The sequence below is a fragment of the Anabaena sp. 90 genome (genome assembly GCF_000312705.1).
Taxonomy (GTDB): domain Bacteria; phylum Cyanobacteriota; class Cyanobacteriia; order Cyanobacteriales; family Nostocaceae; genus Dolichospermum; species Dolichospermum lemmermannii.
Genome location: NC_019427.1, coordinates 557528 through 581507 on the forward strand (window position 1 = coordinate 557528; position 23980 = coordinate 581507).

Genomic DNA, 23980 nt, shown 5'->3' on the forward strand with positions numbered 1-23980 from the left:
TTCCGTCATCATTATGGTGACTTTTGCCGCTGGAGGCTAGTACCGCTTCGCGGAAGTCAAAAGTTAAAAGTCATAAAAGTCATAAGAGGAAAGAGAAAGAAAAAGGAAGAGGAAACGGAAAGAACTTTTTTTATTTATTCTTTCACTTTTCTTTCTCCTGACTCCTGACTCCTGACTCCTGACTCGGTGACTTCTTCTACTAACAACTGACCACTGACAAAGGAACGTAAAACATGAAGGTGGCATTTCTGGGAACTGGATTGATGGGACTACCGATGGCTCAAAGGTTATTAGCTACCGATATAGAACTAATTGCCTATAATCGCACCCCAGAAAAATTAGAACCGTTACGGAAAGCAGGGGCGCAAATTGTGACAAAACCCCGCGAAGCCATCCGTGCTGCTGACTGTATCGTGCTAATGCTTTCTAACGCCGCAGCTATTTATCATGTACTTCTGACCGATACTTCTTGGCATACTTTATCAGGACGCAGCATCATTCAAATGGGGACAATTAATCCCTTAGAAAGCCAAGAAATCAGAGATACAGTAGTTGCGGCTGGTGGTGAATATATAGAAGCACCTGTCCTCGGTAGTATTCCCGAAGCTCAAACTGGCAAATTAATTGTCATGGTAGGTGGAGAAGAGGAACAATATCAGCGTCATTTAAAGTTACTCCAACATTTTGGCGAAAATCCTGTATATATAGGCGCTGTGGGTTCGGCATCAAACCTCACCCTGGCGCTCAATCAACTGATTGCTTCTCTCACAACTAGCTTTGCTCTGAGTTTGGCATATATCCAGTTGCAAGGCATTGATGTTGATTTGTTTATGCAGGTTCTGCGCGAAAGTAAACTTTATGCGCCTACTTTTGATCAAAATTTGCGGCGGATGTTAGATGGCAATTACAATAACGCTAACTTGCCGACAAAACAACTGATCAAAGAAATAGATTTATTTATCTCGGAAGCGAAATCTTTGGGTTTGAATCTCAACAGCATTGAAGGTGTAAGGCAAATCTTACACGCAACTATGAAAATGTCCTATCCAGAAGATGATTATTCATCCGTATTTCCAGCAATTCGGGAATGGGGTGAAGTCAGTGGAGGTTGAAAAAGAATGTAGAGACATTCCATGGAACGTCTCTACAAGGATTATGACTAAAACGGGATGTCATCTGGATCGGGTTCTGGCGTAACTCCTACAGGGGATGGAGACTGCACAGGGGCGGGTTGGTATGTCGGTTGAGAGGGCGCTACCTGGGGCATTGGGGCTGATGTCGGATAGTTTGATTCATAATTAGTCTGGCTGTAGGTTGGTGGCGCTACAGGGGTTTCATTGACTGGTGTGGTTCTCGTGGCTGCTGGTGGTGAATTGGTATAAGTACCTTGTCCGATGGCGTGAATCCTTTGGACTGTTAATTCTGCGCGTTTTTCCTTAAATCCTTCGGGGCGATCAATTGTATTCATGCCTAAGCGCCCTTCAATAATAACGCGATCGCCCTGATGATAACTTTGGTGAATCTCTTTGGCTAAATTTCCCCAACCTACGACTTTTAAAGGATGCGTTGGATCTTCTGGTTTTGCTCCCGCGACATGAACGATCATTTCTGTAACTTCTAACCCATCTGGTGTGTGACGCAGTTGGGGATTATCGTAAATTTCTGCCATCAAAATACAACTGTTCATTGTCTTCTCCTGATTTTTAATACTTTTTCTCACGGTGAATTTCACCTCACGAGAAAAGTCAAGCATAATTAGTTAGGGCAATCATCACACGGATCATTGTTTTTCTATATTACACCTGACTAGAACGAGCATTATGTTTTGTCTGTATAGAACAATTGTACTATATTACGGTCTGGACTGTGATTTATATAATTAATTGGATTTATGTGATTGATAGTTCTGTTTGTTACAGGTATCGCAATTGGCTTTGATTGAAATATCTCATTCGATTAAGCCTGCTCTTTTGATGATGAGATATAGACACAACAAAATTGTTGTGCTATGATTAGTGATAGAAGAATCAACTACAAAATTACAGGCCGTTGCTGAATAATGGAATGATTTTATTGACTGCGGAACAAAATTTTAATGTTTCCAGCCCCTATCAGCCCACAAATATGCAACGCCAATTACGCCTTTACGTGAGTTGAAAAATCTTGTTGTTTTATAAGTTTTTCCAGGGTTTTCCAACACGATAATTTTGGAATTATTAACGAAATTACAAGAGTTTTAATACTAACTCACATAAGCCGTAAATTCTTCTATTAACACCGATAAATTAATCTAGAAATAAGTATCGAAGCTTTGTAAATCACAAGCTGATGTCTAATTCTATTTAAGTTTAATCGGTTAATTTAGTGAATTTATCGGAGGAATAAATTTATGGCAGGATAAAAACATAGTATGAGTTTGATATTCGATCAAAATGGCAATTTGCTACCAGGTATTCATTTGGCTACTTGGAATGAAATTGAAGAGCATCTAGCTCACAACACACGCCGAAGAAATCTTTTATCTGGACTCAAACAAGGGTGCGAGATATTAAAGCAGTGTGGTTGTCAGAGAATTTATATTGGTGGAAGTTTTGTAACTACTAAAAGACTTCCTAATGATTTTGATGTTTGCTGGGAAGACGATCAAGTAGATTTTAAACTCTTGCAAAAACTAGATTCAGTTTTACATCCTAGTAGCAGAAGGTCGGCACAAAAAAATAAATATGGTGGCGAGTTTTTAATTGCTAACATAAATATTGAAGATCCATTTACCACTTGTTTAGAATTTTTCCAGCAAGACCGTAATGGTAATATCAAAGGTATAGTAGCAGTTGATCTGTAAGGATAGGGTGCAAAATACTTTTTGCTGCTTTTGATTATTAAAATTCAAAATTAGCAATATAAAACAGTAAGATAAATTGGCATTATCTAATTAATTTTTATTATTAGGTAATGCCATTCTTGAACAAATGAGTTATGGGTTAAACATTATGATTTTCAATGAATGGCAGTACAGTATTACTAAAGCACAGATGAAGAAATTTGAGTTAGCAATGACTCAATATGCTAGTAAACCAGTTCCAGAAGATGAAAACCAAAAGCTACGCCATGAGGCTCGTATTGATTCACTACAAAGCCAAATTGAGGAGTTTACTGAAGAGATAGAAGAGTATGAAAATCTCAAAAACAATCAAGGTAAAATTGAGCGATTGCAATATGATAGTTTAGAAAAATTACCAGAAGCACTCATCAAAGCGCGGATTATTCGCGGACACACTCAAGAGAGTTTTGCCAAACTTTTAGGAGTTAAACCTCAACAGGTGCAACGTGATGAAGCAAATGGATATGCTAGTGCTAGTTTGACAAAACTTTTGAAAATTCAACACACTCTCAATTTAGAGATTCGGGAAGAAATTATCTTTAAATAAATAAGTGTTAATTTAGTTTAACTCCCATATCTACACCATCACTTTTCAATTGTCCATCTTCCATGTAAATAATCCGATCAGCTATATCGAGAATACGGTTATCATGGGTGACTAATAAGATAGTACAGTTTTGTTCTTTTGCTAGAACTTGCATTAATTCCACCACATCGCGTCCAGATTGTTTATCTAATGAAGCTGTCGGTTCATCTGCTAATACTATTTTGGGATGACTGACTAAAGCGCGGGCTATAGCTACCCGTTGTTTTTGTCCACCGGATAAATTCTCTGGATAGGAATTAATATGTTCTCCTAAACCGACGTGTTCTAACATCGCTGTAGCTGTAGCATTAATATCGCCATTGAGATGATTTTCATGTAACTCCAAAGACATTCGCACATTTTCTTTGGCTGTTAAAAAACTCATCAAATTATGTGCTTGAAAAATATAACCAATTTGGCGACGCAATTTAGTTAATTGCCCTTTTTTTGCACCAAAAATTTCCTGTCCTAATATTTGTAAACTGCCATTTTGGGAAGAACGTAAACCCCCCATTAATGATAATAGGGTAGTTTTGCCCGAACCAGATGGACCAGTCATAATGACAATTTCCCCCGCATTAATCTCTAAATTAATGTCGAATAATACTTGTTTTTGCAACGCACCTTTACCAAAATAATGATTAAGATTACCAACAGAAATAACCGTTTCTGAAGTAGAAATAACTTCAGAAGGAATAGTTGTAACTTCCAATGACATAGTTCCTTACCTTTGCGTGAGATATAAAAATTGTAACTTTAAAAAATATCCGCCGGATCAGCAGAACGGAGTTTTCGCATCGCTATTGCGCCAGAAACAGTACACATAATTACTGTTAAGAAAAAAACATTAATTGCCCGATCTACCTTCATATATATTGGTAAAAGAGTTGCGGCAAATGTAACTTGATATAACCCAAAAGATAGGAAAAATGCAGGTAAATAACCTAATGCAGCTAAGAATAATGCCTCTTGCAATAAAACTCGCAATAGATAATTATCGGTATAACCCATTGCTTTGAGAGTAGCGTATTCTGGTAAATGATCGGAAACATCAGAATACAGCACTTGATAAACAATGACAATACCAACAATAAAACCGACTATTACACCCAAACTAAAAATAAACCCAATCCCTGTCCCCTCAGCCCAATAAGTTTTTTCTTTTTGGGCAAATGTTTCGGGAGTACCAACTTCAACAAAGGGTTTTTGAGGATCTGGATTTAATCCTATTTGCAGTTGTTTCCTAACTTTTTCAATATCAGCACCAGGTTGAAGAGTAATTAAACCAACTTCAATTTGATCAGCTTTGCGAGTAGGAAATAATTGTAAAAAAGTAGAATCACTAGTGACGACATTACCATCAGCAGCAAAGGAAGCACCATTTTGAAATAAACCCTTAACACTGACATTCTTTCCGCTTAATTCGGCGTTAAATTTCCCAGTTTCTCGAAAAATCTTGCCAATCTCTCCATATTCTGGACGACTGGCTTCATCAAACAAAACTTGATTCAATTGTTTAAGATTATCTTTTTTGGCTTGAAGTTCAGGAAACTTTAAACCAGGTGTAGCCGGATCTACACCCCAAACTAAAATAGAGCGATTCATTTTTGTTTCAGGGTTGCGCCATTGTCCCGTACTAATGTAAATAGAACTAACTGATTTTACACCGTTATAACTTAATGTTTGATAAAGTCTTTCTCTAGAAAAGCTTTTGACTGAAAGTAGGGTTTGAAATTGAGGATTTATTAAGACTAAATCTGCTTGTAAATTGCGGTGAGGTTGAATAGCAGCATCAAATAATGCACTTTCAAAACCCATCTGAATAAATATCAGCATATCTGCGAAGGTAATTCCCGCAACTGCAACCACTAGCCGGGTTTTTTCCTTCATTAATTGTCGCCAAGCTAGGGGCGTTTTCCGAAAGATTTTATTAATCATGAGTTTTTTTATGCATCTTGATGAGAAATTAATTACAATTTAATTGCTGTTTGCACTTGCAAATTGGTTAAGCCAGAAACTTTTTTGCTATCTTCAGGATTGAGGCGAATTTTTACTTCGATAATGCGACTGTCTAAATTTTCTCCTGGTTGATCACTAAAAACATTTTGGCGTTTGACTTGTAAACCAATTTGTTGGACTACACCTTTTAATTCTCCAGTAAATCCTTGACTGGTAATTATGGCTTTTTGTCCTAATTTTATCTTACTAATATCAGTTTGATAAACTTCTGCTACTGCCATCATTGTGTTAGTTTGGGCAAAGTCAGCAACCCCTGGGTTATCAATTTTTTCACCGACACGGGCATGAATTTTAATAATTTGTCCCGTCATAGGAGCGCGAATATAAGCTGCTTCTAGTTCAGTTTTTGCACGTTGCAAATTAGCGATCGCACTTTCAACTTCTGTTCGTGCTAACTGCACATCTACAGGACGAATTTCGGCAATACTATTGAGTTTACCTTGAGTTTCACTAATTTGTTGATTGCTAGTATTATTAATGCGATTGAGGGCAACTTTAGCTTCTGCTAGTTGTTTATTAGCTGTAGTATTAATCCGGTTGAGAATAGCTTGGGATTCACTTAATGTCTGTTTAGCAGTTTCTACATTTAAACGTTTACTATCAATTACAGAATTAGAAATTGCCCCTTCAGAAAATAACTGTTGATAGCGTTGATATTCTGATTCTGCATTTTTGAGTTCTGCGGTTAGTTTATTAATAGTTGCTGTTTGGGCAATTCTATCACCTTCCCATTGGGCTGATATCCGAGCAATATTTTCCTGTTGGGATTGTTTATCTCCTGCATATTGTGCCTTAATTCTCTCCACAATTGCTGACTGTTCTTGAATTTCTCCTGATTTAGCCCCAGCTTTAATTTGTGCAAGTTTAGCTTTAGCAACTTCGACTTGTTTCATGCTTTGAATAACAGCATTTTTTAACAGATCACGAGATTGTAAAATGGCAATTACTTGACCGACTTTAACATTATCACCTTCTTTAACTAATAGTTGAGAAATGCGATCGCCATCCAATGCTAAAGGTGCAGATAACTTAATTATTTCTGTTTCTGGTTCTAATCTTCCTAAAGCAGTAACTATTTCAGCGATAGGAACAATTGGTTTTGATTCAGTTACAGAAGTTTTACCCATTTGTCCAAAGTTGGAAACTCCATAAATAATAATTCCTACTGGAATCGTAGTAGCCGCAACCATTAAACCAATCAAACCTGGACTTGGGGACTTGAACGACAGTTTGTAACTCATTTTCACTACCTCATCACAAAATAAATTTATCGGTATTTATTGGTGGTTAATTATTAATTTTAACCTCAGCTTTTTGCTGTAAATATGCTGTAATCATTTCTCCCAAAAGCTGGCATTGTTGAGGGAAATCAATGTTCTCATTACCCCATAATTTCTCCAAAACAACACCATTCACGAAACTTAAAACAAAAGATGCTAATACTACGTCCCTAACACCTAATAAATCACAGGCTACTTGTTGACATCGTTGATTTGCACGCTTAAAAACAGTGCTATTAGTTAGCATTATTTTTGAGTCTTGATGTTGACAAAAATCAACCCATACATAAGTCCATTTAATTAAATAATCCTCATTTTTAACAAGGTATTGACCCAAAGTTTCCATCAATTCTAATAAGTTATTTTTTCCTCCAAATTCTGTTAAAGCTGTAATGATATCCTGCTGACTAATTTCTTCCACCAATTGCTCAAACAAAGCTTGTTTGTTGGGAAAATAATGATATAGCGTACCTGTGGAAACCTTTAAACTCGCAGAAATCTGCCGCATAGTAATAGCTGAATAGCCTTTTGTAGCGAACAAATCAAAACATTTACCGAGTAATTCTTTCCGGTATTGTTCGTGATTAACAATTTTCGGCATAACATGGCTTGTTCCTCACTATGGGGGCTATCTGTTTTTATATCGAACGCTTGTTATATTAAATAATAAAATAAGTATATAGTATTTGTCAATATATCTTTACAAATTAGATGTCCTGATTAAAATGGTGTTTTTACCTGTAAGTGGAGGATTTTTTCTACATGAGGATGCTGAAACCTCAACTCTCTCGCGTGCAGATATAATCTATCAGTATCACTATGATAACCATAGAGTTTATCCCCCAAAATTGCCATTCCCAGTCCTCTTGTATCAGCAGCATGAACCCGTAATTGATGAGTCCGTCCAGTCAAAGGCACAAATTCAATACGGGTATAATCTCCTGCTCTGTTCATAACGCGGAAGTGAGTTAAACTAGGTTTACCTCGTGATAAATCCACTTCTTGATAAGGACGATGATCAGGATTTCCCCACAAAGGTAAATTAATTTCACCTTCATTAATAGCTAGAGAACCTGTCAGCAAAGCTTCATAAACTTTATGAATTTGTCTTTGTTGAAATTGTTGACTTAATTGAGAATGAGTAATTGGATCTTTAGCTATTAAGAGAATCCCGGAAGTATCTTGATCTAAACGATGTACCGCGATTATTTCTTGATTATATAGATGACGTAAACGACTAATTACACTATCTTGATTATGAAAATAACGACCGGGAACAGATAACAGTCCTGATGATTTATTCACAGCAATTAGCCATTCATCTTCATAAATTATTTCTACTTGATTTGGCTTTAATCCTGATAGCAAAAATCCCATTAATGGCTGACATCTTTCCAAGCAAGCACCATAAAATTCTCCAGAAACCTTATTTTCTATAGAAGAATTACCCCACCAAAATTCAGCCATTGCTAAAGGTTTTAATCCATGGGTTGCTGCATAATGTAATAATTTAGGAGCGCAACATTCTCCTGTTCCGGTTGGTGTTCCTGCTGGTAATAATTGCTGTAAAGATAGAGATTGTCCTTGAAAATTAGTTAAGCTATAAGCAGCGTGCATTTCTGTTTGTAATTGCCGAGATAGTTGTTTCCGCTGTTGTTTGAGTTCTGTAATCTTCCTATCTGCGGACGTTATAATTTGCTGTAAAGGCTGTAAAATTTCATTTTGATGGCGTTTAAGATTTCGGCGGTCAATTCCCTGCTGACGGCTTTCTGCTTCTAGTTTTTCCAAAGCAGTTGTGAGAGATTTATCTGTGAGAGTTTGATAAAATTCTTGACGTTGTTTGTGTCGTTGCTGTTTGCTATGATCATGATGTAAGCTCATAGTTTGTAACTGTTGGGTATATTCAACGGACAGAGTTTTATATTCTGCTCTTTCGGGAATTTGTTCAAGGGTAATAATTTCTTGTTTAATTGCTGCTAACTTTGCTAAAATCTGAGTTTCTAATAAAGCCACTTCCTCTCTACCAGGAATTGGTAACACCCAACCTGTAACCATACTATTACCATTTAATAAACCGGAAAATGCTTTAATAACTCTTTGTTCACCATTGGGTAATTCAACTAACAAAATACCATACATTTTTCCCTCATGGGAATAAAGATGATTTTGTTCAAGTTGCTGCATGAGACTATCAGCTATAGCTTCTGCTAAAGGTGTGCGGGGTAATCTCAATATTTCACCAGTTTGGGGACATTTTCCTTCATAGTAATAGTTAGGCTGTGCGGAATAAATGATAAAATTGGATTCGATAAAGTCTGAAAGCGGATGAAGAAGAATCATAAAATGTATATAGTATGATAAATTATTTGATAGTTAACAAATTTTTGTTTAAGTTGTTTGTTTTAATTGGGAAGCTTTTTTTGGTATGGATGTTAGATGTTAGTATATTTTACAATACCTTTGATTATTCTCACACCAGAAATTATCAATAATCCCGTCGGCAATTTTATCATTATTTTGGTATTTTTGTTTTTACCATTTTTTCTCATATATTTTTTTGTAGATGAGGATATGAAACTTTCCCGAAACCTGTGGGAACATCTTTGGGAAAATCCTGTGGAGGAAGTTTAGATAGGCTTTGGTTTGGACAATCTGTAGGTTGTGATCACAAAGTATTTGTTCCCATAGATAATTGTCAACACTCAGAATAAAAAATAAATGGTTATATTTAATTTAGCTTGTGTTAAAATAGTTATTTTTCAGAATTATACCAAATGCGTGATCCACAAAAGAACCACATTAAAATTGATCCGGCTACCCTGGTTTTAATCGGATCTGCTTTGATACTATTACCACTATTACTCGCTGGTTTTTTGGGGTAATTAGCTATCCGCAAAATTAAAAATTGGTTATTTCCATTGACTGAAAATAACCATAAACTAAGAGTAATTTGTTTTCGCAATATTTAAATATCAACATTGATATTTTCTATCTGTCTAGCTGCTTTCTCCCAAAGCTTTGCGGTTTCTTCATCATTCCAGTGAGTTCTCAGATTTTCCGCTTTTTTATGACATATCCGTTCTAGCATCTCTAAAATTGCAGCTAGTGTTAATTGCTCGACTAATCCTTCTAAAGCACTCATGTATTCTTTCATGACAGATACCCCTTTAATTTCTACTGGAAACTGAGGGAATTTTTTAAACTTCCTGAGTTCAAAATCAATACAAGAAGTATAAATTCTCGTCAATTAGTTGTGACTCTTCTATTATCTACCTCATCAGTTGAAGAATTTGCACTTCTTCTTGATTCTCTACATTTGCAGGAAGTAGAGTTGTAATCTACTTTTTGGAGTGAGTTAAGAATCTCTATTTTACCTAAAATTGTGAGATGCTGTACTAAGAGGTTGTTTGAAAAGTATTATATGAAACCCATAATCTCCAAAAACCTAACCCCCCTCCCCCCCTTCCCTACAAGGGAATGGGGGTTTTAAAGCCTCTCCCCTACCAGGGGAGAGGTTTGGAGAGGGGTCTGTTTACACATTAAAAACTTTTAAAACATCCTCTAAGCTGGGATTTCGTGATTTATAGAATTTTATACTTTACAAATACCCTTTGATACTTAAAACACAATATACTGATATAATTATTACATGACAAGATTCATTCATGATCAATTTGCTAAGGACTATTTAGAGGAACTTCTCAAAAACTATGGAGAAGTTCAAGCGCCGAGTCGTGTAGCGGGAGAAGTCAGAGAAATTGATGTTTACTTTTCTCCCTATCCTCAAGCAAATCCTAATTTACAACTTTTAGGTTTATTAGGTAAATTTGCATCTACTCCCGCGATTTTTGAACCTTATCGCAATCCGGCATCATCTGATGAGATTTGTGATTGTTTGTTAAAATTATTAGAAGTAAAGGGAGTGTTAAAAAGAGAAGCGAAACGCAATAAAACTAATCTTCAAGAATCAGAAATTCCGAAACTGTGGATACTTACTCCGACAGCATCACCAGAGATATTATCTGGCTTTAATACTACCTTAAAAACTGACTCTTTACCAGGAATATACTATTTAGGGGCAGCGTTACGTACAGCCATAGTAGTTATTCATCAACTACCACGGACGGAAGAAACTCTTTGGATTAGAATGTTAGGAAGAGGAAATGTTCAAAAACAAGCTATTGAGGAACTAGCAGAATTAACAGTAAACCACCCATTTAGGAGAATCACGCTAGAATTATTGTACAACCTGCAAAAACACCTGGGAGTCAATCAAGAAACCGAAGATAGGGAGATAATTATGAGATTAGCACCATTGTATCAACAGGATAGAGATTTAGCGGTTCAGGAAGGGAAAATTGAGGGGAAAATTGAAGGAGAAACTTTGTTAATTATCCGGCAATTAAATCGTCGTATTGGAGAAATTAATTCAGAATTAATTGCCAAGATTCAAAAATTATCACTTGAGAAATTAGAAATGTTGGGAGAAGAATTATTAGATTTCACCAAACTTGATGATTTAGAAAGCTGGTTAAATCAAAATCAAGAATAATGTAGTTGGGCTTGAGTTCTAAAATTATCTTAGGCTTTAGCCCAACTACAAACTAACTAATTATTAGAGATCATTGTTCCCAGAGCAGCTATCAACTTATCCACGCTTTCAGGACGACTATTAAAACCCATTAAACCTACACGCCAAACCTTGCCAGCAAGTTCACCCAAACCGCCGCCAATCTCAATATTATGCTCAACTAACAACTGCCTGGCCACAGATTTACCATTTACCCCTTCCGGAATACAAACAGTAGTTAAAGTTGGTAGCCTGTATTCCTTTTCAACGTGCATCTTTAAACCCATATCTTCCAATCCTTCCCACAGATACTCGACATTCTTTTGATGACGTTGCCAACAACTAGCTAAACCTTCTTCCGCCACTAAACGCAAAGCTTCCCGTAAACCATAATATAAATTAATCGGTGCAGTGTGGTGATATGTGCGTTCAGTCCCCCAATATTTCCCCAACAATGTCATATCTAAATACCAATTTGCCACTTTAGATTGACGCTTCTGCAACTTCTCCATTGCCCGCCCACTCATTGTAAACGGTGACGCACCTGGAGAACAACCCAAACCCTTTTGACTACAGCTATAAGCCAAATCAACGCCCCACTCATCCAAAAAGATGGGAACACCACCCAAACTGGTAACGGTATCCACTAACAACAAAGTTCCATGTTGACGACATAACTCACCCACACCTTCTAAGGGTTGACGAGCGCCGGTGGAAGTTTCTGCATGAACTAAAGCCAAAATTGCTGGTTTATGGGTGGCTACTGCGGCGCTGATTTCCTCTAAATTGAAAACTTGTCCCCAAGGTTTAGTAATAGTTCTGACATCTGCGCCATATCTGCCCGCCATATCTACCAAACGATTACCGAAATAACCAGCCACACCAATTAATACCACCTCACCCGGTTCTACAGAATTAGCTAGAGTGGCTTCCATTGCGGCTGTACCCGTGCCACTGACGGCGATAGTATGGGGGTTTTCTGTTTGCCATGTGTAACGCAACAGAGATTGAATTTCATCCATGAGGGTTAAAAAAGCCGGATCTAAATGTCCCACTGGTGTGGTATTCATCGCCTGTAATACCTCTGGATGGGCATTGGAGGGACCTGGACCCAATAGGAGACGGTGGGGAACATCTAGGGGTTCAAGTCCTAGACGCTGACTATCGTTGATGGAAATGGTGGATGTCATAAATTTATGTAAGATGAAATGAGAACTTAATCGCATGATATAGCGGTATGTGGTCAATGAGTATGCCGAAATGCGACTAATTAATTAAGCACCATATTTCTGCCCACGCCATTCGATTATATATTTTTATATATTTTGTTATTTTGTCAAAAAATAGAAATCTCTGTTCTCTATGATTCAAATTGACTGGTGACATATTCTCTCAGATTGTTTTGCACTGTAAATCCATCAGAGTTGCATTCAATGAGCGATCGCAATTTTAGGTTTGCTAGTGTTGCTAACAGGTTTTGGGAAGTGACAGGAGAAATGATCTTCCTTACTAATTCTGGCATGAATAGGGGTTGGCGGTGAATCGCTAAGGAATAGATCACGGTTTTTTCTAAATCTGATAAGCGTTGAAATTGTTGATCTAATAAATCGTAAATATCGCCAAAGACGGTGATACCCTGGGCTAAAAAAAGATCAATTTTGCTAGAAAATAGAAAATGAATAATGGTGATAACAATTTTCAGTATCAGGGGATTTCCGCCATAGTGATTATGTAATATTTGCCATTCTGCTTGAGTTTTGTCAATGCCTTCTGACTGGAAAATCTTGAGTCCGTCTTCAGGAAGCAACCCTCTCAGGATCAGTAATCTAACTGAATTAGCTTTTTTCTCTAGGACACTGAATGCGATCGGTGGTTCTCGACTGATGATAATTAAACAACTTTTGTGGGTAGACTCCCCAATTGTGCGAATCAGTTGTCCATAACCTTCAAACCCTGGCCGATAATATCCCCCTCCTCCCCATTGCAGAATAGATTCTAGATTATCCAGAACCAGCAAGCAACGAGTTTGATGGAGATACTGCATTAACTTTGATATTAATTGATCTGGAAATTTTGGTAAATCAACGGCTTGCTGGTGTGAGACGATGTGAATTAGATCAGTTAAGGTTTCTTCTACTGTTGGCGCGTGATAAAGCGATCTCCAGATGACATACTTAAATTCTGAGTTGGTGAAACCTGACATTAACTTGGCTATGAGGCTGGTTTTACCCATACCTCCCATTCCTAAGACCATGATTAATTGACAGCGATTGACCTGAATCCATTGCTTCAATGTTACCAGTTCGGCGGTGCGTCCATAGAAAACGGAGACATCGGGGGCTAAACTATAATCCCCATCAGGCTGAATTGGAGGCTGTAGAGGTGATTGATAATCATCAGCCTCTAGCACCAGATTAAATGCTTTGAAACATTTGACTAGAGACTTTTTATCAACTCTGACATTGCAGTTAAAAATTTTGCATAAGGTATGAGAGTCTAATTCAGTCTGATTACTGAGATTATCAAGGGTAAATCGCTTGCCGTTATTTTCAGCATATTCCTTTGTTTTTATGGCGTTCTCAAGTTTATTTAAACCTTGAATCGTGAGGATTGTCCCACGTTTACGTTTTCTTGGTAGATCCATAAGTGATAAATATAAATTTTTTTAAGCAAAGCCAAATAGGGCAAGAGAATTAACTCTAACCGCCGGAAAAATGACTGATTTCCGGGAAAACTGTATTAATCTGACAAGAGTATAAAGATACAACTAAGAGATTGAACAGAGTATAGCGATTGCTAAATGTGTTTATTAATACAGCATTTTGCAAAAAGGGGAAGTTTTAACAATTTGAAATAATTGTGCGGTCTATTTTGCTTACAATCTCAACGCTTGAAAGGATTGTGGTAGAGGGGTGTGAGCGATCGTTTGTCAGGATTTTTAAGTTCCTTGCTTAAGTTGGCAAACTTCCATTGCTTGAGAGGGATTGTAAAGTATACTCTCTTACCATGTTTCAAATACTGAAACTTTTACGCAAAAGCGAAATGACATGACATCAAAAACTCCCAGACCTCGCCGTAAAGTTTTAGGTGCAGCATTTACAGGTGCTTTAGTGACATTAACAGTTTTTGTTCTTAACACTTACGTAATTAGTGGACAGGATAAAAGAATTACCTCTGAAGCATCGGCAGCAGCAACAACTGTGCTTTCATCTCTTATTGCTTATCTAATTCCACCTGATCCCAATGAAACTACAGTTGATGAAGATGGAAACACAAAATCAGCACTTAAACAATGAGGAGTTGGTAATAAATATCCTAAAATTGAAATTGAAATTTATGAGACTTTTGAGATGATAAATGAATGCTAGACTATTTTAGTCAAATCATGTATTCGTTTGTGTGATTTTTGCAAAATCAACCCTAAAAAAAAGGAAATAAACAATGAAAGTATGTATTGATCCAGGACACGGTGGAACAGATCCAGGAGCAATTGGAAAAGATCCATTTGTATTGAATGAAAAAGACGTTAACTTGTCTATTTCTTTACTTTTAAAAAAAGAACTGGAAGCAAACGGACATACAGTTTTCTTAACAAGAGATACAGATATTTCTGTGTCGTTGGGCAGTAGAGCTTCCTTTGCAAATCAGAAGAATGTAGACATTTTTATTAGCATCCACTGTAATTCATACTCCAACAATAGTGCGGAAGGTATCGAAACATGGATATTCTCAGGTTCAAATGCAGGAAAAAACCTAGCGGAACCTGTACAACAAAGTTTGATCTCAACTTTTTCAACTCATAGGAATAGAGGAGTTAAAGAAGCAAATTTTCAAGTGTTAAGAGAGACAGAAATGCCAGCTATTTTAGTAGAGTGTGAATTTATTAGTAATCCCACACAACTACAATTTTTGTCAAATAATAACAATCAAAAGAAAATAGCACAAGCGATTGCATTAGGTATCTAAATTTAATGGCATAAATCTAAGATAAGTAGATTTTTGAACCTGAGTTAGAAGTATAAACTTCCGGCTTAGGTTAACGGTTTCATTAATGCGTGAGTAGGGGTTTAGCAGTGTTCATAGGTGTCAACTTAGGCTAAAAATTTCTTATCTGTTGGCTGACAAACCCGCCAGGGAATCAATTCCCTGTCTAATAGTTCAAGTCCGTTAAAACGGACTAATAACTTTTCCTAGTATTTAGTCATCTTTAGATGACTTTCGCTATTAGCAAGGAACTTGAGTTCCTTGTGGGATGTGGTTTTTGCGTTAAGTTGACACCAATGAGCAGTGCTAAACCCCTACATAAATCAAATCGGACTGCTATATTACCAATCTATAGAGTCTCTCTAAATAACACTAATTAGAAAACAACACATCTAAATAATTTTTCCTATGGCAACTGAACTCAAAACCTTTACTGGCTCTCAATTTATCGGCAAACCTGTCTTAGCAGATATCGAATTTATTCCCCATCTCGAAACAATTAATGATTTTGCCGCTACCAATGGACTAAAAATTTTTGTGACTAGCTCAAATCGTGTTTTGGGTATTCCTGTAGTGAATCCAAACTTTCCTCCTAGTAGAATGTCTAATCACTTTATTGGTCATGCTATTGACATGAATATCCAAATAGGAAGCACGCTATATAACAGTAATGCTCTGGGCAATTTTAGCTCACTACCTGCGGCAATTAAAGCATTTATTACGGCTATTCGTAACCATCCTGTTTTACGTTGGGGCGGAGATTTTGGTGATCCAGTGCATATTGATGATAACTTAAATAATACGAATCCTAGTCTTTGGAAACAAAAGCTTCCCATTATTCAATCAGAATTAACAGGATTAACTCAGCCTGGAATCAGAACAGGAAGTGGTCCTAGATTGCTTTTTTTAACCACTCCTTTAATGGAGGGAGATGATATCAAAGCAGTACAGAAAAAATTAATTAGCAAGGGTTTTGATTTAGGTAAAAATGGTGCAGATGGCTTATTTGGACAAGCAACTGTTAATGCTGTTCTTAAATTTCAAGATCAAGAAGATTTAGAACCAGTTGATGGCATTGTTGGCGATAAAACTAGAGAAGCACTTGGATTGTAAAAGTTGTAATTTAGAACAAAAAGAATGCCTTTTATTGCCAAAATGATTACAACAAATGAATGTGGAGTAAAACCTAATGAATAGGAATTTTATTGCCTGTAAAGCACAAGTTTTCAATCGCATTGTTACCCCAGACTCGTTTCTGAATGAATTGATTGACTGGGCTAACCAAGCTCCAGATGAGGTCTTTGAAAAGAATGACAAGAAAGATATTTACTCCAGCGTTGCACCAGAACTTGGACCTGGGAATACTCTTCTCCACCGCAAAGCAGTCATGCTGGAGGTACTGAGGGTATTAGGTGGTTTTGAGAGTTCATGGGACTGGAATGAAGGAAGGGACATCACAAATATTAATTCCAATACGGCTTGCACAGAAGAAGCTGGAATTTTTCAATGCTCAGGCAATTCGATGAATTTTGACCCTAGTTTGAAAAAGTTGCTCAAAAATGTTTCAGGTCAGACAGATTGCGATACATTTATCAAAGTCTCGAAAAGCAACCACAAATTTGCCATCGAATATTGCGCTAGACTTCTGCGGTTTACCATCAACCATCATGATCATTAAACCCTAAAATTCTAGCCGTCACTTGTCCTATATTTGTGAGAGATTCAATAGTAGAATTATTCAGTTTAAAATGTTCTCCCCAATTATCCCAACGAGGATGATAAAAACGCACAAATTCTTTTTTATCTATAATAATTGAACCGATATCACTGCCTTTAAAACGATTACAATAAACACAACAATAAGCTAGATTATCTATATTTGATGAGCCACCATGTTTGATACTAATAATATGATCAATGGCACATCCTAAAATAGTATCATGTTCAGCAATCAGGCAATATTCACATAAATTATCTGCTCTTTGAGCAACTAAACGGCGAAGTTCTAGATTTAAATAAGGACGCTCCATAATTGAATTTTAAGCCTTTTCGTGAATAAAATCATAAGCCCTAGCTTTTGCTAGTCTTAATAAATGTTCTAGAATCAAATAATGATCTAATTCTGATTTTTCCTCTGAAGAAATTCCATCAGTTTTTTCCCGAAAAATCAAATCAGATACTCTTTCTTTTACTGTTTCTGATACTTGAAATTCAACTAAACTTTGAGATGTTATGCCAGCAGCGAGAAAGTTGATTATCTCTTCATAAGCTGGATTAATGCTGATTGATGTTTCCATGATGATTAATTATCTCCTTTTTTAATGGGGGCGGACTACCTGTTGGGGAACGATTTTACGCCATTTGAGGCTTGTCATCGAAGGATTTACCCCGAATTATTGAGCGGTTACTAAAATTGTATGATATGAGACGAATTTTAAGAAAGACTTCAGTTGTTTTTGTGCATCACGATGCTTTAAGCCACTGAGAATTTCATAATAAGTAATGATGCTAATGTTACAGCAGATTTCGCTCTAATGAGGTACAAACTTGAATTATGAAACTCTTGTAGTGCGGGCATCTTGCCCGCTGGAGATGATTCTCCATTCAATCGCCAATAATGAATAAAATTATATAATTCTTCTAATTTATCTTCGGGAATGAGATTAATTTCTGTGATTACTTTGGTGCGGATGTTTAATAAATCCATAGAGCAAATAAATGTAGAGAATTGACAGATACACTAATTATATAGCCTGTGTTCTTTAAGAACCAAGATATTTTCTAATGATTGCGATCGCTCTCCCCAATCAGATAAAGAGCGATACCCTCGGTCAACACCCTAAATAGTATTAATCACCGTATTTTCTGCCGCGCCATTCTTTGGGAGTGTGAAATGCAGATAAAAAGATGCGTAGCACTGCTAAAGGGTCAGCCAAGGGTGAAAGCCAGAATAACCAACCACCTGTGGCATCTTGACGATCATAAGAGGGAGCGATCGCTAATAATAAAGCAAAACGAATCACCACCAAAAATATATTCAATCCTAACAACAACATCGCCGGCAATGAAAGCACCAAACTAGGAAGCAACAAATAACCCAATAAAATCAAAAGAGGTAAACCCTGCACCGCAGACAATAGCCATAAATCCCCCCAAATCTGAGCAGGAGAAGCAGCATCTTTCAAATCTAAGCTGCGTCCCCATTCATTCCAAGTTTCTAACGCCCCCTCATACATCCTCACCCTTAGCACCTTAGCACCATCTAAAAAGCCCACCTTAAAGCCTTGAGAGGCAATATTCCGCGCCAAAGTCACATCATCACAAAAAGAACCTTTAGCACTGCTATAGCCATCCACAGCCCTTAATACAGACCGACGACATAAAAAACACTGACCATTAGCCATGACCCGTTCCGGTTGTTCAGTATAAATACCCGTAGGATCAAATCTGTACAGTAACGTCATTAACAAAGCCGGTTGTAACCAGCATTCTCCCGGATACTTGAGAATAAACTGCGGTGATAAAGATACCAAATCATAACCTTGAGCGATCGCAGTTTTCACCAAACTCGCCACTAAACCAGGATGGGGTTGAATATCTGCATCCATGCCCAAAAACCATTCACTCCCCTCAGATGTGAATAAAAAGCCATTATGCAACGCCCAAGGACGACCAACCCAGCCAGGGGGTAAAGGGTCATCTGTGATCACCCAAAAGCGGGGGTCTGTTATTTGTGCGGTTTTCACCAAGTCGGGAGTACCATCTTGTGAGCGACTATCAACCACAATAATTTCCCGAACTTCGTAACTTTGGCGACTCAAACCCTCTAACAGCGGACTAATCCGTAATGCCTCATTTAGTGTCGGTACAACCACACTCACAGTTCCCAAAAGTTCTGGTGTCGGTTGTTGTGGTTCGAGGGCTGGATAACGTCCTGGACCTTTGAGCAACCGGGAAAGTAAAATGGCTGTTGCAGGTACTTGGATAAGTAGCAATAGAAGCGGAATAATATTTAGCAATTTTAACCCTGACTTTTTTCTATAAACTAGCTAGTTTAGATTTTCGCGCAATTTAGGCAAATTAACTTAACAGTATTGGAGTGATGCCAAAATTGACGCAATACTTTACGAGAAATAATGTGCTTGACACTCCCCGGTCTAAGAGGATGTTTTCAAAGTTTTTCATGTGTAAACAGACCCCTCTCCAAACCTCTCCCCGACCAGGGGAGAGGCTTTAAAACCCCCCTTCCCTACAAGGGAATGGGGGTTAGGTTTTTGGAGATTATGGGTTTCATATAATACTTTTCAAACAACCTCTTAGCTTTCTTTTTGTGTAATTGGGAAAGAGGTAATTGGCAGAATTTCTTCTCCTATTCCCTCTTCCCTCTTCCCTATTTGAAAGCAACCTTCACATTAGCAACAGCAACTTCTTGAGTAGCTGCTTCAATATTCACCGTTGCAGGTGTACTAGAACCTTTAGACCACAGCAGCACAGCCGGAGCTACACCCAGTGCCACACCTAGCAGTACAGGAATAGGAAACCCAGCGGCTAAACTCATGACTGTGGCAAAACCAAAGTTACCCAAATAAACCAATAAAGGTACATTTAGTTGGTAATGGTCTAACTTAACCGGGTTTTTGCTCCATAACAAAGCCGCTACAGTCATAAATAACGAACCAGTACCCATCCAACCCGCAAAGTTTTGATAAGGCATTCCAAAGAAAGCCCCCGGTTGGTGCCAATACCAGAAGGGAAGGGAAGTTTGACTCATGGCTGGGTCAAGCACAAAATCCCAAGAAGTGAGTAGTAAAGCCCCTAAACCAATAGCTCCCACGTGACGGAACAAGCTGGGTTTTTTATCTACTTCTAAACCCGCACGAGCCAACACATAAGAAACTAATCCCACATAAAACCAGGAAAGGGGAATTGTAAAAGGGACCAACCCGGAAATTTTATAACCCAGACCGCTCAAATAGCTATAGTAACCAAAGGGAAAGCCTGTGCTAGTTCCTAGTAATTCGCTAGTTAGGGAAATTGATAAAGATGGGATTAAAAATCCTAAAGCGCGTGCTAAACCTAAAGTTCGGTAAGCATAAAGGAACACTCCCAGCGCCCCCAAAATCATATATACCACACCACCACCCGCCATACTCCACTGCATGACGCTCTGTCCGACTTCTGATAAGCTAACAATTAGTTCAGCATTGGGAATAACAATCAATATCCCCAGCAGTCCAAATACCATAGAAACGATATGACCAATTAGGCATACGCGCTCGACGATAACAATTTGTCTCATGATCAATCCTTAATGATATGCCAGATGGCTATTCAACTGCTAACAGTTTACAAATATTTATGAACATATTTAACTAAATGTTGATCTTTATTCTCTTAAATTGGGAATTAGGGATGGAATTCAACATTTAGAAACCTGATGAGTTCAGTAAATCTGTGAAATAATCAATGAAACCGATACTGATTACATCAGTATAGAACGATTTGTAACTGAGTAAGGTACAGAACTTTTACATTTATCAACTGCTTAAAGCCCGTTTTATTCCTGACTCCTGCTATATGTCAATTTTGAAAAAGATACCTTGGTTTTCCTTAACACTTATATTACTGAGTTACAGTACATTGGGCTGGTTGATATTTGAAGAAAAGGCCCCGTGGTATGTACGGCTGATAACTGCGGTAACTATCCTGCTGTCCCTGATATTGCTCACTAACCCTTGGCTAAAACTAGATGATTATTCTCATATTTTCTTCAAGTCAAACGCTAGGACTTTTCTTGTGGCTATCTTAGCAGCTTTCCTATTTTTTCTAATGATTGCCTGGTTTCGGGTATTTCTTGATACTTTACTAATTTTGTCAGCGACCATCCTAGCCAAAATAGACTTTCAAACAGTTGGTTTAAAACCAGCACTAGCTTTTGGCTGTATATCTTTTTGCTCACTGTTAGGACTAGGAATAGGCGCACTTATCAATCACTACATTTAAAATTAGTCACTGGTCATTAATTAATTAATAACGAATGACCAATGACTAATAACGAATTAACCAGCTACAGCTTCTACGAGTTCTGCGGCTACTGCATAAACGCTAACTTTCTTCTGGCTTTTACCTCTTCTTTCAAAGGTAACTACACCGTCAATTAAAGCAAACAAGGTATCATCACTACCAATACCAACGTTGTTACCAGGGTGAACCTTAGTACCACGTTGACGGACTAGAATATTACCTGCGCGTACAGTTTGTCCACCATAACGTTTTACGCCTAGTCGTTGAGCATTCGAGTCACGACCGTTTCGCGTACTACCAGTTCCCTTCTTATGAGCCATGATTCCCTCTTTTCTATTTACTTTATTTATCCCAGGTTGCTAGTTATCCAGTTTAGGCTGGGAAAAAAGTAATTGGTAATTGGTAATTACTCTCTATCACCTTTTCCCCCTTGCCTAACTAGTAACTTAAACCTTTTTTTATGATTCTTCGGATGATTCGTCAGCGGTTTCTTCCACAAAGTCAGTATCAAGAACGGGAAGTTCAGGACTCGTTGGTGCTTCTTCGTAAGCTAAAACTTCGCCGTTGAGATTGATAGAATTAATCAAAAATCTGGTAATTTCCTGGCGATGTCCCCGTTTTTTGCGGGTTTTCTTTTTAGGTTTCATCTTATACACCAGGACTTTGCGACCTCTAAAGTGTCGCATAATTGTCCCTTCCACGGTTGCACCTTCTACTAAAGGTTGTCCAATGGAAACTGCGCCTTCGTGATGTACAAGTAATACTGCGTTGATGGTAACTTTTTCATCTGGTTCAGCGGTTAGTAGTTCAATGTCGTAAAAGCGACCTGCTTCTACTTTCATTTGTTTACCGCCAGTTTCAATAATCGCGTAAGTCATTAAATCGTCCTTGAGGTTGCCGTACAGGTAGCTGGCTATAATCTCCTGTAGAGACGCTATTATTTATAGCTTTGCCAGCTTTTGCAGTATGTCTACCTGATCCGAGCAGGAATTAGACAGACAATCTACTATATTACCTGATTGATGGTTAATCAGTCAACCTTTGAGAAAATATAATTTTATTTCTCGCTGATTTCCGAAAAGATAATTCTGGTGTTTGTAGTTAACCATGACACAGACGGAAAATTTTTTAACTAATCTGAGCAATTTAAATAGGGTTGCTCAGATTTTTTTACTATTCACTTTCAGATTTTTCATAAATAATTTAAGAAAATTGTAGGTTGGGTAGAGGGAGGTGAAACCCAACAAAATCGGGAGAACTTTAGTAGAAAAAGGTGATAACTGTTACGAATTATCAATTATAATTTAGTTAATACTGAAAATGAAAATTTAATTTTTATTAGATAAAGATGAAAAGAATTGAAGTTGAACAAAGAACTATTTTTGTGGGTTTAGCTGGTAGTCATGGTTATGGTTTAAATCGTCCTGAATCAGATTATGATTATCGTGGTGTATTTATTGCTCCTAAACGCTATTATTTAGGCTTTGATAGTATTGAACAAAAGGATTCTGGTTGGGATGAACCGGGGATATTTCCGTTTATAGATGGTAATGAAGATACGGTTATTTATGAATTAAGAAAGGTTATTCATTTATTAGCTGGTGCAAATCCCAATGTTTTAGAATTGCTGTGGTTAACGAATTATCCTTTTTTAACAAATGTCGGACAACATTTAATTAATCACCGTCATTTATTTTTGAGTAAAAAGGTAAAGCATACTTATTCTGGTTATGCTTTTGCTCAAATTAAGAAGATGGAAACTCATCGTAAATGGTTGTTAAATCCACCCACGAAAAAACCGCTTCCCTCGGATTTTGATATTACAGATGAAGTTCCGTTAAGTAAAGATGAGTTAAATGCTTTTTTGGAATATCTTTATCTTTTGATTAGGGGGAAAATTGAGTTTTTGGAAGAATCAGAACAGTTATATAAATTGCTGACTGGGGATATTGATTTTAAAGGTGTTTTGAAACAGTACACTTTAGCAGATGAAACTTTAGCATATACCCAAAATTTAACTCATAGCCGTAAAGATTTTATTCGCCTTTTGCAAAAAAGTCAAAGTTATCAAATTGCTTTAAGAGAATGGAAGGCTTATATATCTTGGCAGGAAAATAGAAATCCTGCTAGAGCCGAAATGGAAAAAAAATCAGGTTATGATTTAAAACATGGAATGCACTGTATTCGATTACTACGCAGTGGCTTGGAAATTTTGCAGCGGGGAGAAGTGACTGTAGATAGAAATTTAGCTGGTGATATTGATGATTTAAAGGCTATTTTGCGAGGTGATTATAGTTATGAGCAATTAATGAAAATGGCGGAAGATTTGGTTGCTCAAATGGATGTTTTTTATGATCAATCCAGTTTACCACATCGTCCTAATTTGGAGCAAATCAATGATTTGTGTATGGAGTTGGTGGAAATGCAAGGTTGGTAAAAAATCTGGAAATTGGAAAGATACCTGGGGTACGCTTCGTGGACGTGGCTAAATAAACAAAATTCAACTGCGTGGGTTATTTCATTAGTCCATGCAGGTTCGTTTAAATTGTACCAACATCTTTACGTAATTTTATATAAAAAAATCAAATTATTAGCCAAAAGTGGGAAATTGAGTCATATAATACATTTAATTTAGC

The 23980-nt window shown here is 37.3% G+C and carries 27 protein-coding genes; 11 read left to right on the forward strand and 16 right to left on the reverse strand.

All coding sequences use genetic code 11. From position 1 onward, the window contains the following. Nucleotides 1–233: 233 nt before the first annotated feature. The gene (locus ANA_RS02550; protein WP_015078484.1) at nt 234–1112 is read left to right on the forward strand and encodes an NAD(P)-dependent oxidoreductase; all 879 of its coding nucleotides are present in this window, start codon (nt 234–236) and stop codon (nt 1110–1112) included. A gap of 47 nt (nt 1113–1159) precedes the next feature. On the opposite strand, the gene ANA_RS02555 is transcribed toward ANA_RS02550, so the two are convergent. Beyond that, a complete protein-coding gene (locus ANA_RS02555; protein ID WP_015078485.1) occupies nt 1160–1687 on the reverse strand; it encodes a single-stranded DNA-binding protein in 528 nt (175 codons plus the stop codon). 723 nt (nt 1688–2410) lie between these two features. On the opposite strand from ANA_RS02555, the gene ANA_RS02560 reads away from it, so the two are divergent. Beyond that, nucleotides 2411–2842 carry a DUF6932 family protein gene (locus tag ANA_RS02560; protein WP_015078486.1) on the forward strand — a complete coding sequence of 144 codons (432 nt, stop codon included), beginning with the start codon at nt 2411–2413 and terminating at the stop codon, nt 2840–2842. Nucleotides 2843–2990: 148 nt separating this feature from the next. Then, on the forward strand, nt 2991–3428 hold the full coding sequence (locus tag ANA_RS02565; protein WP_015078487.1) for a helix-turn-helix transcriptional regulator: 438 nt from the start codon (nt 2991–2993) through the stop codon (nt 3426–3428). A 7-nt stretch (nt 3429–3435) separates the two neighbouring features. Here ANA_RS02565 and ANA_RS02570 read toward each other — a convergent pair whose 3' ends face one another. The 5 genes from ANA_RS02570 to ANA_RS02590 all read right to left on the reverse strand — a co-directional run bounded on the left by ANA_RS02570 (nt 3436) and on the right by ANA_RS02590 (nt 9106). Further along, nucleotides 3436–4185, reverse strand: a complete 750-nt coding sequence (locus tag ANA_RS02570) for a DevA family ABC transporter ATP-binding protein (RefSeq protein ID WP_015078488.1) — start codon at nt 4183–4185, stop codon at nt 3436–3438. 38 nt (nt 4186–4223) lie between these two features. Further along, on the reverse strand, nt 4224–5405 hold the full coding sequence (gene devC, locus ANA_RS02575; RefSeq protein WP_015078489.1) for an ABC transporter permease DevC: 1182 nt from the start codon (nt 5403–5405) through the stop codon (nt 4224–4226). 32 nt (nt 5406–5437) lie between these two features. Continuing rightward, nucleotides 5438–6727: an ABC exporter membrane fusion protein gene (locus ANA_RS02580; RefSeq protein ID WP_015078490.1), complete on the reverse strand. Its 1290-nt coding sequence runs from the start codon at nt 6725–6727 to the stop codon at nt 5438–5440. A 46-nt stretch (nt 6728–6773) separates the two neighbouring features. Next, entirely contained in the window at nt 6774–7367 is a 594-nt protein-coding gene (locus ANA_RS02585) for a TetR/AcrR family transcriptional regulator (protein WP_015078491.1), read from the reverse strand. Nucleotides 7368–7486: 119 nt separating this feature from the next. Further along, a complete protein-coding gene (locus ANA_RS02590; RefSeq protein WP_015078492.1) occupies nt 7487–9106 on the reverse strand; it encodes an RluA family pseudouridine synthase in 1620 nt (539 codons plus the stop codon). 96 nt (nt 9107–9202) lie between these two features. Between ANA_RS02590 and ANA_RS02595 the strand changes: the two genes are divergently transcribed. Next, complete coding sequence (locus tag ANA_RS02595) at nt 9203–9397, forward strand: hypothetical protein (RefSeq protein ID WP_041457591.1); 195 nt, start codon at nt 9203–9205, stop codon at nt 9395–9397. A 334-nt stretch (nt 9398–9731) separates the two neighbouring features. Here the strand turns inward: ANA_RS02595 and ANA_RS02605 are convergent, their stop codons facing one another. Beyond that, nucleotides 9732–9920 carry a hypothetical protein gene (locus ANA_RS02605; RefSeq protein WP_015078494.1) on the reverse strand — a complete coding sequence of 63 codons (189 nt, stop codon included), beginning with the start codon at nt 9918–9920 and terminating at the stop codon, nt 9732–9734. Nucleotides 9921–10415: 495 nt separating this feature from the next. On the opposite strand from ANA_RS02605, the gene ANA_RS02610 reads away from it, so the two are divergent. After that, nucleotides 10416–11318 carry a DUF4351 domain-containing protein gene (locus tag ANA_RS02610; RefSeq protein WP_015078495.1) on the forward strand — a complete coding sequence of 301 codons (903 nt, stop codon included), beginning with the start codon at nt 10416–10418 and terminating at the stop codon, nt 11316–11318. Nucleotides 11319–11374: 56 nt separating this feature from the next. On the opposite strand, the gene ANA_RS02615 is transcribed toward ANA_RS02610, so the two are convergent. Next, nucleotides 11375–12526, reverse strand: a complete 1152-nt coding sequence (locus tag ANA_RS02615) for an alanine--glyoxylate aminotransferase family protein (protein ID WP_015078496.1) — start codon at nt 12524–12526, stop codon at nt 11375–11377. A 170-nt stretch (nt 12527–12696) separates the two neighbouring features. After that, nucleotides 12697–13980 (reverse strand): NB-ARC domain-containing protein, encoded by a 1284-nt coding sequence (locus tag ANA_RS02620; RefSeq protein WP_015078497.1) that lies wholly within the window; start codon nt 13978–13980, stop codon nt 12697–12699. 403 nt (nt 13981–14383) lie between these two features. Here ANA_RS02620 and ANA_RS02625 point away from each other — a divergent pair, with 403 nt between their 5' ends. From ANA_RS02625 to ANA_RS02640, 4 genes are all read left to right on the forward strand, one after another. After that, nucleotides 14384–14632: a hypothetical protein gene (locus ANA_RS02625; protein ID WP_015078498.1), complete on the forward strand. Its 249-nt coding sequence runs from the start codon at nt 14384–14386 to the stop codon at nt 14630–14632. Nucleotides 14633–14777: 145 nt separating this feature from the next. After that, entirely contained in the window at nt 14778–15302 is a 525-nt protein-coding gene (locus tag ANA_RS02630) for an N-acetylmuramoyl-L-alanine amidase family protein (protein ID WP_015078499.1), read from the forward strand. 426 nt (nt 15303–15728) lie between these two features. Beyond that, nucleotides 15729–16433, forward strand: coding sequence for a peptidoglycan-binding protein (locus tag ANA_RS02635; RefSeq protein WP_015078500.1), 705 nt, complete (start codon nt 15729–15731; stop codon nt 16431–16433). A 76-nt stretch (nt 16434–16509) separates the two neighbouring features. Next, nucleotides 16510–16998 (forward strand): hypothetical protein, encoded by a 489-nt coding sequence (locus ANA_RS02640; protein WP_015078501.1) that lies wholly within the window; start codon nt 16510–16512, stop codon nt 16996–16998. On the opposite strand, the gene ANA_RS02645 is transcribed toward ANA_RS02640, so the two are convergent. From ANA_RS02645 to cruF, 5 genes are all read right to left on the reverse strand, one after another. Beyond that, nucleotides 16979–17350, reverse strand: coding sequence for an HNH endonuclease (locus tag ANA_RS02645; protein WP_015078502.1), 372 nt, complete (start codon nt 17348–17350; stop codon nt 16979–16981). The two genes, ANA_RS02640 and ANA_RS02645, sit on opposite strands and share 20 nt — an antisense overlap. 9 nt (nt 17351–17359) lie before the next feature. Continuing rightward, nucleotides 17360–17617, reverse strand: a complete 258-nt coding sequence (locus ANA_RS02650; RefSeq protein WP_015078503.1) for a hypothetical protein — start codon at nt 17615–17617, stop codon at nt 17360–17362. A gap of 176 nt (nt 17618–17793) precedes the next feature. Further along, nucleotides 17794–18027, reverse strand: coding sequence for a hypothetical protein (locus ANA_RS02655; protein WP_015078504.1), 234 nt, complete (start codon nt 18025–18027; stop codon nt 17794–17796). Nucleotides 18028–18169: 142 nt separating this feature from the next. After that, the gene (gene cruG / locus ANA_RS02660) at nt 18170–19339 is read right to left on the reverse strand and encodes a 2'-O-glycosyltransferase CruG (RefSeq protein WP_015078505.1); all 1170 of its coding nucleotides are present in this window, start codon (nt 19337–19339) and stop codon (nt 18170–18172) included. Between the two features lie 371 nt (nt 19340–19710). Then, nucleotides 19711–20619 (reverse strand): gamma-carotene 1'-hydroxylase CruF, encoded by a 909-nt coding sequence (gene cruF, locus ANA_RS02665; protein ID WP_015078506.1) that lies wholly within the window; start codon nt 20617–20619, stop codon nt 19711–19713. Nucleotides 20620–20897: 278 nt separating this feature from the next. On the opposite strand from cruF, the gene ANA_RS02670 reads away from it, so the two are divergent. Then, entirely contained in the window at nt 20898–21323 is a 426-nt protein-coding gene (locus tag ANA_RS02670) for a hypothetical protein (RefSeq protein WP_015078507.1), read from the forward strand. A gap of 56 nt (nt 21324–21379) precedes the next feature. On the opposite strand, the gene rpmA is transcribed toward ANA_RS02670, so the two are convergent. Continuing rightward, nucleotides 21380–21664 (reverse strand): 50S ribosomal protein L27, encoded by a 285-nt coding sequence (gene rpmA, locus ANA_RS02675; RefSeq protein ID WP_015078508.1) that lies wholly within the window; start codon nt 21662–21664, stop codon nt 21380–21382. 138 nt (nt 21665–21802) lie between these two features. Continuing rightward, nucleotides 21803–22222: a 50S ribosomal protein L21 gene (rplU, locus tag ANA_RS02680; protein WP_015078509.1), complete on the reverse strand. Its 420-nt coding sequence runs from the start codon at nt 22220–22222 to the stop codon at nt 21803–21805. 470 nt (nt 22223–22692) lie between these two features. On the opposite strand from rplU, the gene ANA_RS02685 reads away from it, so the two are divergent. Then, nucleotides 22693–23781 (forward strand): nucleotidyltransferase domain-containing protein, encoded by a 1089-nt coding sequence (locus tag ANA_RS02685; RefSeq protein WP_015078510.1) that lies wholly within the window; start codon nt 22693–22695, stop codon nt 23779–23781. Nucleotides 23782–23980: the final 199 nt, after the last annotated feature.

What these genes read in the sequence shown, in the direction of transcription:
- ANA_RS02550 (WP_015078484.1), top strand. Translation starts at nt 234, where the DNA reads ATGAAGGTGGCATTTCTGGGAACTGGATTGATGGGACTACCGATGGCT.
- ANA_RS02555 (WP_015078485.1), bottom strand. Translation starts at nt 1,687, where the DNA reads ATGAACAGTTGTATTTTGATGGCAGAAATTTACGATAATCCCCAACTG.
- ANA_RS02560 (WP_015078486.1), top strand. Translation starts at nt 2,411, where the DNA reads ATGAGTTTGATATTCGATCAAAATGGCAATTTGCTACCAGGTATTCAT.
- ANA_RS02565 (WP_015078487.1), top strand. Translation starts at nt 2,991, where the DNA reads ATGATTTTCAATGAATGGCAGTACAGTATTACTAAAGCACAGATGAAG.
- ANA_RS02570 (WP_015078488.1), bottom strand. Translation starts at nt 4,185, where the DNA reads ATGTCATTGGAAGTTACAACTATTCCTTCTGAAGTTATTTCTACTTCA.
- devC (WP_015078489.1), bottom strand. Translation starts at nt 5,405, where the DNA reads ATGATTAATAAAATCTTTCGGAAAACGCCCCTAGCTTGGCGACAATTA.
- ANA_RS02580 (WP_015078490.1), bottom strand. Translation starts at nt 6,727, where the DNA reads ATGAGTTACAAACTGTCGTTCAAGTCCCCAAGTCCAGGTTTGATTGGT.
- ANA_RS02585 (WP_015078491.1), bottom strand. Translation starts at nt 7,367, where the DNA reads ATGCCGAAAATTGTTAATCACGAACAATACCGGAAAGAATTACTCGGT.
- ANA_RS02590 (WP_015078492.1), bottom strand. Translation starts at nt 9,106, where the DNA reads ATGATTCTTCTTCATCCGCTTTCAGACTTTATCGAATCCAATTTTATC.
- ANA_RS02595 (WP_041457591.1), top strand. Translation starts at nt 9,203, where the DNA reads ATGTTAGTATATTTTACAATACCTTTGATTATTCTCACACCAGAAATT.
- ANA_RS02605 (WP_015078494.1), bottom strand. Translation starts at nt 9,920, where the DNA reads ATGAAAGAATACATGAGTGCTTTAGAAGGATTAGTCGAGCAATTAACA.
- ANA_RS02610 (WP_015078495.1), top strand. Translation starts at nt 10,416, where the DNA reads ATGACAAGATTCATTCATGATCAATTTGCTAAGGACTATTTAGAGGAA.
- ANA_RS02615 (WP_015078496.1), bottom strand. Translation starts at nt 12,526, where the DNA reads ATGACATCCACCATTTCCATCAACGATAGTCAGCGTCTAGGACTTGAA.
- ANA_RS02620 (WP_015078497.1), bottom strand. Translation starts at nt 13,980, where the DNA reads ATGGATCTACCAAGAAAACGTAAACGTGGGACAATCCTCACGATTCAA.
- ANA_RS02625 (WP_015078498.1), top strand. Translation starts at nt 14,384, where the DNA reads ATGACATCAAAAACTCCCAGACCTCGCCGTAAAGTTTTAGGTGCAGCA.
- ANA_RS02630 (WP_015078499.1), top strand. Translation starts at nt 14,778, where the DNA reads ATGAAAGTATGTATTGATCCAGGACACGGTGGAACAGATCCAGGAGCA.
- ANA_RS02635 (WP_015078500.1), top strand. Translation starts at nt 15,729, where the DNA reads ATGGCAACTGAACTCAAAACCTTTACTGGCTCTCAATTTATCGGCAAA.
- ANA_RS02640 (WP_015078501.1), top strand. Translation starts at nt 16,510, where the DNA reads ATGAATAGGAATTTTATTGCCTGTAAAGCACAAGTTTTCAATCGCATT.
- ANA_RS02645 (WP_015078502.1), bottom strand. Translation starts at nt 17,350, where the DNA reads ATGGAGCGTCCTTATTTAAATCTAGAACTTCGCCGTTTAGTTGCTCAA.
- ANA_RS02650 (WP_015078503.1), bottom strand. Translation starts at nt 17,617, where the DNA reads ATGGAAACATCAATCAGCATTAATCCAGCTTATGAAGAGATAATCAAC.
- ANA_RS02655 (WP_015078504.1), bottom strand. Translation starts at nt 18,027, where the DNA reads ATGGATTTATTAAACATCCGCACCAAAGTAATCACAGAAATTAATCTC.
- cruF (WP_015078506.1), bottom strand. Translation starts at nt 20,619, where the DNA reads ATGAGACAAATTGTTATCGTCGAGCGCGTATGCCTAATTGGTCATATC.
- ANA_RS02670 (WP_015078507.1), top strand. Translation starts at nt 20,898, where the DNA reads ATGTCAATTTTGAAAAAGATACCTTGGTTTTCCTTAACACTTATATTA.
- rpmA (WP_015078508.1), bottom strand. Translation starts at nt 21,664, where the DNA reads ATGGCTCATAAGAAGGGAACTGGTAGTACGCGAAACGGTCGTGACTCG.
- rplU (WP_015078509.1), bottom strand. Translation starts at nt 22,222, where the DNA reads ATGACTTACGCGATTATTGAAACTGGCGGTAAACAAATGAAAGTAGAA.
- ANA_RS02685 (WP_015078510.1), top strand. Translation starts at nt 22,693, where the DNA reads ATGAAAAGAATTGAAGTTGAACAAAGAACTATTTTTGTGGGTTTAGCT.